At 67.5% G+C, this 12,545-nt stretch carries 11 protein-coding genes; 8 read left to right on the forward strand and 3 right to left on the reverse strand.

The window, feature by feature from the left end; genetic code table 11:
* The first annotated feature begins 30 nt into the window (after positions 1–30).
* The 3 genes from adh (at position 31) to AC1PLS_RS00550 (ending at position 3,174) form a co-directional block, all read left to right on the forward strand.
* The gene (gene adh / locus AC1PLS_RS00540) at positions 31–1,560 is read left to right on the forward strand and encodes an aldehyde dehydrogenase (RefSeq protein WP_102580204.1); all 1,530 of its coding nucleotides are present in this window, start codon (positions 31–33) and stop codon (positions 1,558–1,560) included.
* Between the two features lie 168 nt (positions 1,561–1,728).
* Positions 1,729–2,757, forward strand: coding sequence for an alcohol dehydrogenase AdhP (gene adhP / locus AC1PLS_RS00545; RefSeq protein ID WP_478203227.1), 1,029 nt, complete (start codon positions 1,729–1,731; stop codon positions 2,755–2,757).
* 21 nt (positions 2,758–2,778) lie between these two features.
* Positions 2,779–3,174 (forward strand): DUF779 domain-containing protein, encoded by a 396-nt coding sequence (locus AC1PLS_RS00550; protein ID WP_016902914.1) that lies wholly within the window; start codon positions 2,779–2,781, stop codon positions 3,172–3,174.
* A gap of 49 nt (positions 3,175–3,223) precedes the next feature.
* Here AC1PLS_RS00550 and AC1PLS_RS00555 read toward each other — a convergent pair whose 3' ends face one another.
* Positions 3,224–3,403, reverse strand: coding sequence for a hypothetical protein (locus AC1PLS_RS00555; protein WP_024940466.1), 180 nt, complete (start codon positions 3,401–3,403; stop codon positions 3,224–3,226).
* A gap of 154 nt (positions 3,404–3,557) precedes the next feature.
* Here AC1PLS_RS00555 and ku point away from each other — a divergent pair, with 154 nt between their 5' ends.
* Both ku and ligD read left to right on the forward strand, forming a co-directional pair.
* A complete protein-coding gene (ku, locus tag AC1PLS_RS00560; protein WP_047129870.1) occupies positions 3,558–4,517 on the forward strand; it encodes a non-homologous end joining protein Ku in 960 nt (319 codons plus the stop codon).
* A 9-nt stretch (positions 4,518–4,526) separates the two neighbouring features.
* A complete protein-coding gene (gene ligD / locus AC1PLS_RS00565) occupies positions 4,527–7,280 on the forward strand; it encodes a DNA ligase D (protein WP_481104070.1) in 2,754 nt (917 codons plus the stop codon).
* 369 nt (positions 7,281–7,649) lie between these two features.
* Here ligD and lldD read toward each other — a convergent pair whose 3' ends face one another.
* Together lldD and AC1PLS_RS00575 are read right to left on the reverse strand one after the other, a co-directional pair.
* Entirely contained in the window at positions 7,650–8,810 is a 1,161-nt protein-coding gene (gene lldD / locus AC1PLS_RS00570) for an FMN-dependent L-lactate dehydrogenase LldD (RefSeq protein WP_046345257.1), read from the reverse strand.
* A 136-nt stretch (positions 8,811–8,946) separates the two neighbouring features.
* On the reverse strand, positions 8,947–9,510 hold the full coding sequence (locus AC1PLS_RS00575; protein WP_481104071.1) for a methyltransferase family protein: 564 nt from the start codon (positions 9,508–9,510) through the stop codon (positions 8,947–8,949).
* 59 nt (positions 9,511–9,569) lie between these two features.
* Between AC1PLS_RS00575 and AC1PLS_RS00580 the strand changes: the two genes are divergently transcribed.
* The 3 genes from AC1PLS_RS00580 to AC1PLS_RS00590 all read left to right on the forward strand — a co-directional run bounded on the left by AC1PLS_RS00580 (position 9,570) and on the right by AC1PLS_RS00590 (position 12,444).
* Positions 9,570–10,769 carry a sensor histidine kinase gene (locus AC1PLS_RS00580; RefSeq protein ID WP_167763563.1) on the forward strand — a complete coding sequence of 400 codons (1,200 nt, stop codon included), beginning with the start codon at positions 9,570–9,572 and terminating at the stop codon, positions 10,767–10,769.
* Positions 10,766–11,398, forward strand: a complete 633-nt coding sequence (locus AC1PLS_RS00585; RefSeq protein WP_024939865.1) for a response regulator transcription factor — start codon at positions 10,766–10,768, stop codon at positions 11,396–11,398. The genes AC1PLS_RS00580 and AC1PLS_RS00585 overlap by 4 nt, the downstream gene beginning before the upstream one ends.
* A gap of 587 nt (positions 11,399–11,985) precedes the next feature.
* Positions 11,986–12,444 carry a hypothetical protein gene (locus tag AC1PLS_RS00590; RefSeq protein ID WP_481104072.1) on the forward strand — a complete coding sequence of 153 codons (459 nt, stop codon included), beginning with the start codon at positions 11,986–11,988 and terminating at the stop codon, positions 12,442–12,444.
* The last annotated feature ends 101 nt before the right edge of the window (positions 12,445–12,545 follow it).

Here is a 12,545-nt window from a genome sequence, read left to right on the forward strand (position 1 = left end):
CGCATCGGACCACCTCCGCAGGAGACCATGATGAACGCGCTTGCCTCTGCAAAACCGCTCAACACCGACCCGCAGTCCATCTTCAAACCGCGTTATGACAACTTCATCGGCGGCCAGTGGGTGGCGCCGCACAGCGGCCAGTACTTCGACAACACCACGCCGATCAACGGCAAGGTGTTCACCTCGATCGCGCGCTCCAACGCGCAGGACATCGAAGCCGCACTGGATGCGGCGCATGCGGCCAAGGACGCCTGGGGCAAGACTTCCACCACCGAGCGCTCCAATGTGCTGCTCAGGATCGCCGACCGCATCGAACAGAATCTGGAGCTGCTCGCCTATGCCGAGACCTGGGACAACGGCAAGCCGGTGCGCGAGACGCTCAATGCCGATGTGCCGCTGTGCGTGGATCACTTCCGCTATTTCGCCGGCGCCATCCGCGCGCAGGAAGGTGGTATCTCCGAGATCGACAGCGACACCATCGCCTATCACTTCCACGAACCGCTCGGCGTGGTCGGGCAGATCATTCCGTGGAACTTCCCGCTGCTGATGGCGTGCTGGAAGCTGGCACCGGCGCTGGCCGCCGGCAACTGCGTGGTGATGAAGCCGGCCGAGCAGACCCCGGCCTCGATCCTGGTGTTGATGGAGGTGATCGGCGACCTGTTGCCGCCGGGCGTGCTCAACGTGGTCAACGGCTTCGGGCTTGAGGCCGGCAAGCCGCTGGCCAGCAACCCGCGTATCGCCAAGATCGCCTTCACCGGCGAAACCACCACCGGCCGGCTGATCATGCAATACGCCAGCCAGAACCTGATCCCGGTGACGCTGGAGCTGGGCGGCAAGTCGCCGAACATCTTCTTTGCCGATGTCATGGCCGAAGACGACGATTTTCTCGACAAGGCGGTGGAAGGCTTCGTGCTGTTCGCCTTCAACCAGGGCGAGGTGTGCACCTGCCCCTCGCGCGCGCTGATCCAGGAATCGATCTACGACAGGTTCATGGAAAAGGCGCTGGCACGCGTGGCCGCGATCAAGCAGGGCAACCCGCTCGATCCCAACACCATGGTCGGCGCGCAGGCCTCCAGCGAGCAGCTGGAAAAGATCCTGTCCTATATCGACATCGGCAAGCAGGAGGGCGCGCAGGTGTTGATCGGCGGCGAGCGCAATACGCTCGATGGCGAGCTGGCCGAGGGCTTCTACGTCAAGCCGACGGTGTTCAAGGGCCACAACAAGATGCGCGTGTTCCAGGAAGAAATCTTCGGGCCGGTGGTGTCGGTGACCACCTTCAAGGACGAGGCCGAGGCGCTGGCGATCGCCAACGACACGCTGTACGGCCTGGGTGCCGGTGTGTGGAGCCGCGATGCGTCGCGCCTGTACCGGATGGGCCGCGCGATCCAGGCCGGGCGCGTGTGGACCAACTGCTACCACGCCTACCCGGCGCATGCCGCGTTCGGCGGCTACAAGCAGTCGGGCATCGGCCGCGAGAATCACAAGATGATGCTCGACCATTACCAGCAGACCAAGAACCTGCTGGTGAGCTATTCGCCGAAGGCGCTAGGGTTTTTCTGATGCGTAGGCCTGCTACTGCTCGACTGCAATGCGTGATGGATCGGGCACAGGAACGCCGGGCCGCTGCACCGGCTGTTCATGAACCGCGCACGCGCGAATTGACCTCGATCAAGGCACGGCGTCCTCAAGGCGCCTAGGGTGGGCCGCACTATCAGTGCGGAGTGCAGCATGGACACGACAATGAAAGCCGCAGTGGTGCGCCAGTTCGGCGCACCACTGGTGATCGAGGAAGTGCAGGTGCCGCGGCCCCAGGCCGGCGATCTGCTGGTCAAAATCCAGGCCTGCGGGGTCTGCCACACCGATCTGCACGCCGCGCAGGGGGACTGGCCGGTCAAGCCGAACCCTCCGTTCATCCCCGGCCATGAAGGCGTGGGCTATGTGGTGGCGGTGGGTGCGGGCGTGCGTCACATCAAGGAAGGCGACCGGGTGGGTATTCCCTGGCTGTACTCGGCCTGCGGGCATTGCGAGCACTGCCTGGGCGGCTGGGAAACCCTGTGCGAGGCGCAGCAGAACAGCGGCTACTCGGTCAACGGCGGCTTTGCGCAGTACGCGCTGGCCAATGCCGATTACGTCGGGCATCTGCCCGCCACCCTGGGGTTTGTCGAGGTCGCGCCGATCCTGTGCGCAGGCGTCACCGTCTACAAGGGATTGAAGGTCACCGATACCAAGCCGGGCCAGTGGGTGGTGATTTCCGGCATCGGCGGGCTCGGCCACATGGCAGTGCAATATGCCAAGGCGATGGGACTGAACGTGGCCGCCGTGGATGTGGACGACGCCAAGCTGGCACTGGCCAGGCGCCTGGGCGCCACGGTGACGGTCAATGCGCGCACCACCGATCCGGTGGCCTACCTCAAGAAGGAAATCGGCGGCGCACACGGCGCGTTGGTCACCGCGGTATCGCCCAAGGCGTTCGAGCAGGCGATCGGCATGGTGCGGCGTGGCGGCACGGTGTCGCTCAACGGCCTGCCACCTGGCCAGTTCCCGCTGGACATCTTCGGCATGGTGCTCAATGGCGTGACCGTGCGCGGCTCGATCGTCGGCACCCGGCTGGACCTGCAGGAGTCGCTGGCCTTCGCCGAGCAGGGCAAGGTCGCGGCGACCGTGGCCACCGACACCCTGGACAACATCAACGAGGTGTTCGCGCGCATGCACGCCGGAACGATCGAGGGGCGTATCGTGCTCGACATGGCGGCCTGACCGCGCCGCAGGAGGCAGACGATGCAGGGCACCACTACGCAGACAGACCCACCCTTGCAGGTGATGGCCACGCTGGCGGCGTTGCAGCTGATCGATACGCTGCGCGCACGCCACGGCGATGTGCTGTTCCATCAATCCGGCGGCTGCTGCGATGGCTCCTCGCCGATGTGTTTCCCGGTGGGCGACTTCATCGTCGGCGACCGCGACGTGCTGCTGGGCGAGATCGGCGGCGCGCCGTTCTACATCAGCCCCTCGCAGTTCGAATACTGGAAGCACACCCAGCTGATCATCGATGTGGTGCCGGGGCGCGGTGGCATGTTCTCGCTGGAAAACGGCGAGGGCGTGCGCTTCCTGGTGCGCTCGCGCCTGTTTGCCGATGAGGAATTTGCCCAGCTGCAGCGGGCAGGCCGGGCGTAACCCTCGCCCGCCTGGCGGTGCTGCCGGGCGGGGAATCAGCCGGCTGGTTTCAGCGGTCTGCCACGGTCGACGGCGCGGTGCCCGGCGTCTTGGCCGGGGTGTCGCCATCGGCAGGAACCAGCGTGTCGGGCGCATCGCCGGCACCGCGGTCTTCATAGTGTTCGGCATCGCGCTTGCCGTGCTGTTCGCCCGGCTGGGTCGGTTGGTCGCGCAGTGGGTCGCGGGACATGCGGTGCTCCTGGTCATGGGGATGGATGCGCAGTTCACCGCGCGCCTAGTGAAGGGGACGCAGTGGCTGCTGCAGACGCACGGCTCACGCATGGATCACGGTGGCCGCGCTACAGCTATGGGTCAACTCACACAACACCCGGAGTCACACGCCGATGGCACGACCGATCTGGACCGGAACGCTCTCGTTCGGCTTGCTCAATGTGCCGGTGTCGTTGATGTCGGGCGAGCGCAAGGTGGATCTGCATTTCCGCATGCTCGATTCGCGCGACAAGAAGCCGATCCGCTTCGAGCGCGTCAACGCCGACACCGGCGATGAGGTGCCGTGGAAGGAGATCGTCAAGGCGTTCGAGTACGACAAGGGCAGCTATGTCATCGTCGAAGAGCAGGACATCCGCTCGGCCTCGCCGGAAAGCCACGAAACCGTGGAGGTGGAAACCTTTGTCGACGCCGCCGATATCGACCCGCGTTATTTCGAAAAGCCTTACATCCTGGTGCCGGGCAAGAAGGCCGAAAAAGGCTATGTGCTGCTGCGCGAGACCCTGCGCGACACCGGCAAGGTGGGCATTGCCAAGGTGGTCATCCGCACGCGCGAATACCTGGCCGCGGTGATGCCGCAGGGCGATGCATTGATCCTGCTGCTGCTGCGCTACCAGCAGGAAGTGGTGGACCCGCAGGACTTCAAGCTGCCGGCCGGCGCGGTGGGCGAGTACCGCATCACGCCCAAGGAACAGGAGATGGCCAAGCAGCTGATCGAGTCGATGTCAGGCACCTGGCAGCCGGAGGATTACCACGACGAGTTCCGCGGCAAGCTCGAGCAGATCCTGCGCAAGCGCATCCAGGCCAAGGGCGGCACCACCACCGTGGATGTCGAGCCGCCGCAGCACGAAGACGCCAGCACCAACGTGGTCGACTTCATGTCGCTGCTGCAGAAGAGCCTGCAGGCCAATACGCGCACGCCGGCCAAGAAGAGCAGCGCGCCGGCAACCGGGTCGGCCAAAAAGACCGCCACCAAGAAAGTGGCCAAGAAGGCCACCAAGAAGACCGCGGCGAAGGCCACCAAGGCCACCAAGACCACCGCCAGCAAGGCGGCGCCGCGCCGCAAGGCCGGCTAGGCCCCGCCCATGTCATTGCACGATTACAACGCCAAGCGCCGCTTCGACCAGACCCCGGAGCCGGCCGGCGACACGCCGGCGCGCGCCAGCAAGCAGCCGATCTTTGTCGTGCAGTTGCACCACGCCAGCTCGCGCCATTACGACTTCCGTCTGGAAGCCGACGGCGTGCTCAAGAGTTGGGCCGTGCCGAAGGGCCCATCGTTGCGCGTGGGCGAAAAGCGCCTGGCGGTTCAGGTGGAGGACCACCCGCTGTCGTACGCCAGCTTCCAGGGTGATATTCCGCAGGGCCATTACGGCGCCGGGCATGTGGACGTGTTCGACCACGGGCATTGGCAGTGCGAAGGCGATGCGTTGGCGGCACTGGAAGCCGGCAAGCTGGAGTTCGAACTACAGGGCAAGTTGCTGCGCGGCGGTTTTGCATTGGTGCGCACGCAGATGCGCGGCGGCAAACCGCAATGGCTGCTGTTCAAGCGCAGCGATGCGTACGCCGCAGATCTGGATGCCGATGCGCTGGTGGCGCAGCAGGCCGCTGGCGCATCGGCTGCAGTGGCGCCGGCAACCCGTGCCAAGGCTAGCCGGGCGCGGCGTGCGCCGGCAGCAACGGCGAGCGCCGAGACAACTGCAGCCGGCAAACGCGCGCGCCCGGCGCGTGCGGACGCCCGGCAATGGCGTACCCGCGCCCTGGCGCTGGACGGCGCGCGCGATGCGCCATGCCCAACCGAGCTGCGCGCGCAACTGACCTTGCTGCGCGAGCAGGCGCCGGATGGCGAGCGCTGGTTGCACGAGATCAAGTGGGACGGCTACCGCCTGCTGGCCGACATGGTCGATGGCCAGGTGCAGCTGCGCTCGCGCAACGACCAGGCCTGGACACAGCGCTTCCCGGACGTGGTGCGCGCAGTACAGGCCCTGCCGGTGCGCGATGCGCGCCTGGATGGCGAGCTGGTGGTGCTGGATGCGCAGGGGCGCAGCGATTTCTCGGCATTGCAACGCGCGCTCGATGGCAGCGTCACGCAGCCGCTGCGCTACATCGTGTTCGACCTGCTCGGCGTGGCCGGAGTGGATCTGCGCGACACCCCGCTGCTGCAACGCAAGCAGTTGCTGCACGACGTGCTGGGCGATGTGCCGGGCACGCTGGCGTTTAGCGACCATGTGATCGGCCACGGCCCGGAGGTCTTTGCGGCCAGCGCCGGCACCGGCTGGGAAGGCATCGTCAGCAAGCTCGCCGATGCGCGGTATCGCGAAGGGCGCAGTGCCGATTGGGTCAAGACCAAGCACGAAGACAGCGACGAGTTCGTGGTGGTGGGCTACACCGACCCCAAGGGCGCGCGCAGCGGCTTCGGCGCCTTGCTGATGGCGCAACGCGAGGGCAAGACGCTGCGTTATGTCGGGCGTGTGGGCACCGGCTTCGACGATGCCTTGCTCGGCAAGATCACCGCGCTGTTGCAGGCGCTGCACAGCGACACTGCCACGCTGGAATTGCCGACGCACATTCCCGGGCGGCCACGCGATGTGCATTGGGTACGGCCGGTCTTGATCGCCGAGGTCGCCTTCCGCGGCTGGGCGAAGGAAGGCCTGCTGCGGCAGGCCGCATTCAAGCGTCTGCGCGAGGACAAACCCATGAGCGAGTTGGGCGGCGACCGCGCCGCGCCGGGCAAGGCGCGTGCTGCAGGTAAAGGCAGTGCTGCGACCACGGCCACTGCGCCTGCGCGCAAGGCGGCGAGTAAAAAAACGTCGAGAACGACGGTCGACCCATCCACCAGCACCGCCAGCAAGCGCGTGCGGTCGACGGCATCGAAGACGACTGCGACCTCGAAGGCTTCAGCATCCAAATCCACCACATCAAAGTCCACTGCATCGAGATCCACCGCGTCCAAATCCACCGCCACGTCCACGGACGGCATCACCATCACCCATCCCGAGCGGGTGGTGTTTCCCGCAGCGGGCATCAGCAAGGGCGATGTGGCCGACTATTACCGCGCAGTGGCGCCGCTGGTGCTGGCAGAGATCGCACGCCGCCCCTTGTCGCTGCTGCGCTGCCCCGATGGTGCCGGCGGCGACTGCTTCTTCCAGAAGCACGAAGGCCGCCACCTGGGCACGCATATCAAGGCGATTCCGCTGCAGCAGAAGAGCGGCACCGAGGACTACATCTACGTCGAAGATGCCGCCGGCCTGCTTGAGCTGGTGCAGATGAACACGCTGGAGCTGCATCCCTGGGGCGCGCAGGTCGACGATGCGGAGCATCCGGACCGGCTGGTGTTCGACCTGGACCCCGGCGACGGGGTGTCCTGGGCCGACGTGGTGGCGGCTGCGCGCGACATCCGCGCCAAGCTGCGCAGTGCCGGCCTGGAGAGCGCGGTGCGCCTGTCCGGCGGCAAGGGCCTGCACGTGGTGGTGCCGATCGTGCCGGAAGCGGACTGGGAGCAGGCGCGCGATTTCTGCGAGGCCTTCGCCCAGGCGCTGGCAACGCACGCGCCGGACCGCTACGTGGCCACCATGAGCAAGGCCAAGCGCCACGGCGTGATCTTCGTCGACTGGCTGCGCAATGGGCGCGGCAATACCAGCGTGTGTTCGTGGTCGCTGCGCGCGCGCGAAAAGGCTACCGTCGCCGTGCCGCTGCGCTGGGAAGAACTCGGCAAGATCAGCGGCCCGGACGCCTTCCCGATGGACAAGGCATTGCAACGGGCCAGGCGTCAGCGTGCAGATCCCTGGGAATCGGTGCTGGCGTTGCAGCAATACCTGCCCACCGGCGACGACAACCACTAAGAGCAGCCAACAAGACGACTGCGCCGCCACCAGGCGGGCGCAGTCGATGCTCGGAGCCGGCATGTAACGCGCACATCGCGGGTCCTGCGCGCAGCCCGCACCGACCCGACGACTGCTCGCTACGTTCATTCGATCAGACACGCATCACGCACACAGCCTGACCAAGCACACCGACCATCTCGACAGGTCCTTGCCCGCCCACCGTCGCGGGACCTTACGCGGCATGGATGCCGCGTAAGAGCCTACATGGACGTACTTGCGGCGTGTCCTGCGAGGGTGGGCGGGCAAGGGCCCTGCAGCCAAGTCGCAGATCACCCGCTCTCAGCTACCAACGCATCCCAAATCCCAAATCCCGAATCCCGAATCCCATCAAGGCGAGACCGCGTTCTCCCGCGTCACCCGGCTCAACGCATCGCTGCTGATCTCGGCAATCGAATGGGTGCCGGTCAGGGTCATCGCCACGCGCATCTCGCGCTCGATCAGGGTCAGCAGATTCTCCACGCCGGCCTGGCCGCCGGCCGCCAGCGCATAGACGAACGCGCGCCCCAGCAGCACCGCGTCGGCGCCCAGCGCCAGCATGCGCACCACGTCCAGGCCGCTGCGGATGCCCGAGTCGGCCAGGATCTTCAGCTGCCCCTTCACCGCATCGGCAATGGCCGGCAATGCGCGCGCGCTGGACAGCACGCCGTCGAGCTGGCGGCCGCCATGGTTGGACACCACGATGCCGTCGGCGCCGAAGCGCACCGCATCGCGCGCATCGTCCGGGTCCAGGATGCCCTTGATCACCATCGGCCCGGTCCAGAACTCGCGGATCCATTCCAGGTCTTTCCAGGCGATGGACGGGTCGAAGTTGGCGCCCAGCCAGCCGATGTAGTCCTGCAGGCCGGTCGGGCTGCCGCGGTAGGTCGAGATATTGCCCAGATCGTGCGGGCGACCCAGCAGGCCCACGTCCCAGGCCCAGCGCGGATGCGTCACCGCCTGCAGCATGCGCCGCAGCGACGCGTTGGGCCCGCTCATGCCCGAGTGCGCATCGCGGTAGCGCGCGCCCGGCGTCGGCATGTCCACGGTGAACACCAGCGTGGTCACCCCGGCGGCCTTGGCGCGCTCCAGCGCGTTGCGCATGAAGCCGCGGTCCTTGAGCACGTACAGCTGGAACCACATCGGCCGCGTGATCGCCGGCGCCACTTCCTCGATCGGGCACACCGACACCGTGGACAACGTAAACGGGATCCCGCGTGCGGCCGCCGCGCGCGCGGCCTGCACTTCGCCACGCCGCGCGTACATGCCGGTCAGCCCGACCGGCGCCAACGCCACCGGCATCGCCAGCGTCTCGCCGAACAGCTCGGTGCCCAGGCTCAGGTCCGACATATTGCGCAGCACCCGCTGGCGCAGCGCGATATCGGCCAGATCCGCGACATTGCGCCGCAAGGTGTGCTCGGCGTACGCCCCGCCATCGATGTAGTGGAACAGGAACGGCGGCAGGCGCGCCTGCGCGGCGGCACGGTAGTCGGAAGCGGCGGAAATGATCATCGAAGACGAACGGCAGCGGCAGGGTAGCCGCTGAGTGTAAGACCATCGGTGTGGCGGATGGACTGCTGCGCGATCTGCAGGACGCAAGCCCGGCAAGGCCCAGCGCAGTGGTGCTGCGCCGCAGCCTTATCAACTCTTACCACACCAGCGGCAGCAGGCGCCGGCTCTGCGCGGCATAGGCCGGGTAGGCAACCGGAAACGCACGCTGCAACGCGGCCTCTTCGATACGGATGCGGTGCAGGAAGACCCAGGTCACCGGCACCACGATCGCCGCCACCGACAACCCATTGCCCATGCCCAGCGCCAGCCCGTAGAACGCCATCAGCGCGCCGGTATAGGACGGGTGACGCAGCCAGCGGTATGGGCCGCTGCGCACCAGCTGGTGATCGGGCTGGATGGTCACATCCACCGTGAACCAGCGCGCCAGCACCTGGATGGCCCACACGCGCAACGCCAGCCCACTGCCGATCAAGGCGCAGCCGGCCCATTGCAGCGGCGCGCCCCAACCCTGCGGCCAGCGAGCCAGCCCGCTATAGGCCAGCGCCACCGCAATGGCCACCGCCACAGACAACACGCGCCACAGCTGCTGCAGCGTGCCCTGGTCGTGCGCGCCACCGTCGCCGGCACGGCGGCGACTGAGCAGCAGTTCGTAGCCGCCCCATAACAGATTGAGCGCAAGAAACAGACTGGAAGCGGACATGGCGTGATTCCGTGGCGATGGGTGGGCTGGTGATGCCAGTGTGTGCACGCGCCGCATGGATCGCAGGGGCCGCAGGTCATCGATCGCACCTGCCGGAAGTCACTTTCTGCACGCGCACCATTGCCGAGTGGCCGCGCGGCCGTCAGCATCGCCGCATGCATTCTTCCCTGAGTCATCTCTCGCATCCGCTGCGGCTGGCCGGTGCGTTCACCATTGCGGCGGTGGCGTTGTCGTTCATGCCCGATGCGTCACCGCAGGGCGCCTGGCGCTGGGGCGTGCTGGCCGGCTTCACCGCCTTGTTCCTGCTGCACACCGTGTTGCCGTCGCTGCATGCCTTGCGCACTGCCGCCACGCTGCTGCAGGCGGTCCTGGCCTTGCTGCTGGTGTGGATGGAGCCGCGTGCCGGCACCGCCCCGGTGCTGCTGGTCATGCTGGTGGCGCAGGCGGGCATGACCTGGCCGCCGGTGCGCGTGCTGTTGCTGGCGCTGGCATTGAACGCGGGCATGTATGCGCTGCTGGTGCAGGCCGGGTTCGAGCGCCCGTGGTTGATCGTCGGCATCTACGCCGGTTTCCAGGCCTTCGCCGCGCTGACCGCGCATTACGCGCGCAGCGCCGAGCGCGCGCGCGATGCGCTGGCCTACGTCAATGCCGACCTGCTGGCCACCCGCGCGCTGCTGGCCGACAGCGCGCGCGATGCCGAGCGCCTGCGCCTGGCGCGCGAGTTGCACGATGTGGCCGGGCACAAGCTCACCGCCATGCGCATCAACCTGCGCCTGCTCGGTGCCGACCCGGTGCTGGCGCGGCGCGACGAGGTCGCGGTGGTGGAGCAGCTGTCGGCCGAACTATTGTCGGACATCCGCAACGTGGTGCAGTCGCTGCGCGACGATCAGGGCCTGGACCTGCAGACCGCCTTGCGCGCGCTGGCCGCACCGTTCCCACGCCCGGCGCTGCGCCTGCAGATCGACCCGGCCGTGCGCATCACCGATGCCCGCGTGGCCGAGCTGCTGTTGCGGCTGGTGCAGGAGGCGCTGACCAACGCGGTGCGGCATGCCGACGCCAACGAGGTCGCGGTGCACCTGCAGTGCGCGGGCGCGCAGCTGCAGGTGGACATCTGCGACGATGGCCGCCGCGCCGAGCGCATCCGCGAAGGCAACGGCATCACCGGCATGCGCGAACGCCTGGCCGCCCTGCACGGGCAGCTTGAGCTTGGCCGCACGCCCACTGGCGGCATGCACCTGATGGCGAGGCTACCTGCATGAGTGCCCATCGCATCGCGCTGGCCGACGACCAGATCCTGGTCCGCGCCGGCCTGCGCGCGCTGTTGCAGCAACAGGGCGTGGAGGTGGTCTGCGAGGCCGACGACGGCCAGGGCCTGCTGGACGCGCTGGTCAGCACCACCGTGGACGTGGTGCTCAGCGACATCCGCATGCCCGGCGTGGACGGCATCCAGGCGCTGCAGCAACTGCGCGCCCGCGGCGACCGCACCCCCGTACTGCTACTGACCACCTTCGACGACAGCGACCTGCTGCTGCGCGCCACCGAGGCCGGCGCGCAGGGCTTCCTGCTCAAGGACGCCGCCCCGGAAGACCTGCGCGAGGCGATCGAGCGGGTGGCCCACGGCGAGACCCTGCTGCAGCCGGTCAGCACCGACCCGGTGCGGGCGCGCTACCAGTTCCGCGACCAGCAGCCCCCGCGCGAGACCTTCAGCGAGCGCGAGGTGGCGATCCTGCGCCTGCTCGCCGGCGGCTATTCCAACAAGGAGATCGCCCGGACCCTGTTCCTGGCCGAAGGCACGGTAAAGAACTACGTCTCCACCATCCTGGAAAAGCTCGGCACCCGCGACCGCACAAGGGCGGTGTTGAAGGCGATCACGTTGCGGGTGATTTGAGGGCGGGGATTGGGGAGTCGGGAGTGGGGATTGGTCAGAGCGGACTCAGGAATCGGGAATCGGGAATCGCAGGAGCAGGAGCAGGAGCAGGAGCGGGAGCGGGAGCGGGGGGTGAGGGTATGGGGCAGAGCCGCTCCTGGGATGAGATGGCACGAGGCTTCGCCCGTACCCTCATCCGCCCCTGCGGGCACCTTCTTCCGCAGGGAGAAGGAAGAGCCGGCGGTCAGCTCGGAGCGCTTGGCGTCTGCCCTTCGCTGGCCGGGTTCGCTGTTGTCGGTGCTGGCGTTGGCCCATTCGGCTCAGTCGAAGGGCGGTCCTCCCAGCCTAAGGGCGGTGGCTCCGCGGAGCTGTCACTGCCGGATGCGGGAATTGGCGCAACGCTCGGACACATCGCCACCATGGTGCATGACGCGATCTGGTCAGATTGCATGCCATTGTTTCATAAGGAATTTCCCGGCTTCGGCAGGATTGGGCAACAACCGTAAGGTTGCCGTCAGGTCGTGTGGGCGGCCCGGCGGGAAGGTCGTCCGGCGGCCACCGAGGTCGCTCGGGGACGCGCCGCGCTCCGGTCCGCTGCGGAGTCCGTCATGCGCCTGGTCCGGTATCTGTTCGTGTTGATCGTCGTGCTGTCCACCAGCGCCTGGGCGGCGCCCACCCAGGCCGACTTGCCGATCGCCTGGGTCCAGGCCGCACTGCACACCCAGTCGCCAACCGAGCGCGACCTGCGCGTCGGCGTGACGCTTTGCGACCTGACCGCGCAGGGCGCGGCGGCACGGACCTGCGACAGCTTGTCCGTCCACACCGACCAGGGCGGTTGCAGCCCGGGCCCGGCCTGTCGGTCATGGGCAGGGCGCGGCGTTGGCAGCACCCATCGCATCGGCACCGGCATACCCGGCGCGTGGTCTAGCCGCGGCCAGTTCAAGGTGGCTTTCAGCAATGGCTCCGAGCGCGATGACCGGCTGCACCCGGTGGCGCCGCACTGCACTACCGGCCTGGCGGCCGCGCCGGCCGGCATCCAGCCACGCGCGCGGGACTGTGTGGGATAAGTAAGAACGTCGCCAGGCGACGCGGGCGACACCACGGCAGGCCTGCCTGCCGCCATCGACGGTTGGCCGGAGCGCCCGGCAACGCGTACGCCAGCCAGCTC

This window comes from Xanthomonas sp. NCPPB 3218 (assembly GCF_056725185.1).

Coding starts and splice junctions, on each gene's coding strand:
- adh (WP_102580204.1), top strand. CDS start 31: ATGAACGCGCTTGCCTCTGCAAAACCGCTCAACACCGACCCGCAGTCC.
- AC1PLS_RS00590 (WP_481104072.1), top strand. CDS start 11,986: ATGCGCCTGGTCCGGTATCTGTTCGTGTTGATCGTCGTGCTGTCCACC.
- AC1PLS_RS00550 (WP_016902914.1), top strand. CDS start 2,779: ATGCAGGGCACCACTACGCAGACAGACCCACCCTTGCAGGTGATGGCC.
- AC1PLS_RS00585 (WP_024939865.1), top strand. CDS start 10,766: ATGAGTGCCCATCGCATCGCGCTGGCCGACGACCAGATCCTGGTCCGC.
- AC1PLS_RS00555 (WP_024940466.1), bottom strand. CDS start 3,403: ATGTCCCGCGACCCACTGCGCGACCAACCGACCCAGCCGGGCGAACAG.
- lldD (WP_046345257.1), bottom strand. CDS start 8,810: ATGATCATTTCCGCCGCTTCCGACTACCGTGCCGCCGCGCAGGCGCGC.
- ku (WP_047129870.1), top strand. CDS start 3,558: ATGGCACGACCGATCTGGACCGGAACGCTCTCGTTCGGCTTGCTCAAT.
- adhP (WP_478203227.1), top strand. CDS start 1,729: ATGGACACGACAATGAAAGCCGCAGTGGTGCGCCAGTTCGGCGCACCA.
- AC1PLS_RS00575 (WP_481104071.1), bottom strand. CDS start 9,510: ATGTCCGCTTCCAGTCTGTTTCTTGCGCTCAATCTGTTATGGGGCGGC.
- ligD (WP_481104070.1), top strand. CDS start 4,527: ATGTCATTGCACGATTACAACGCCAAGCGCCGCTTCGACCAGACCCCG.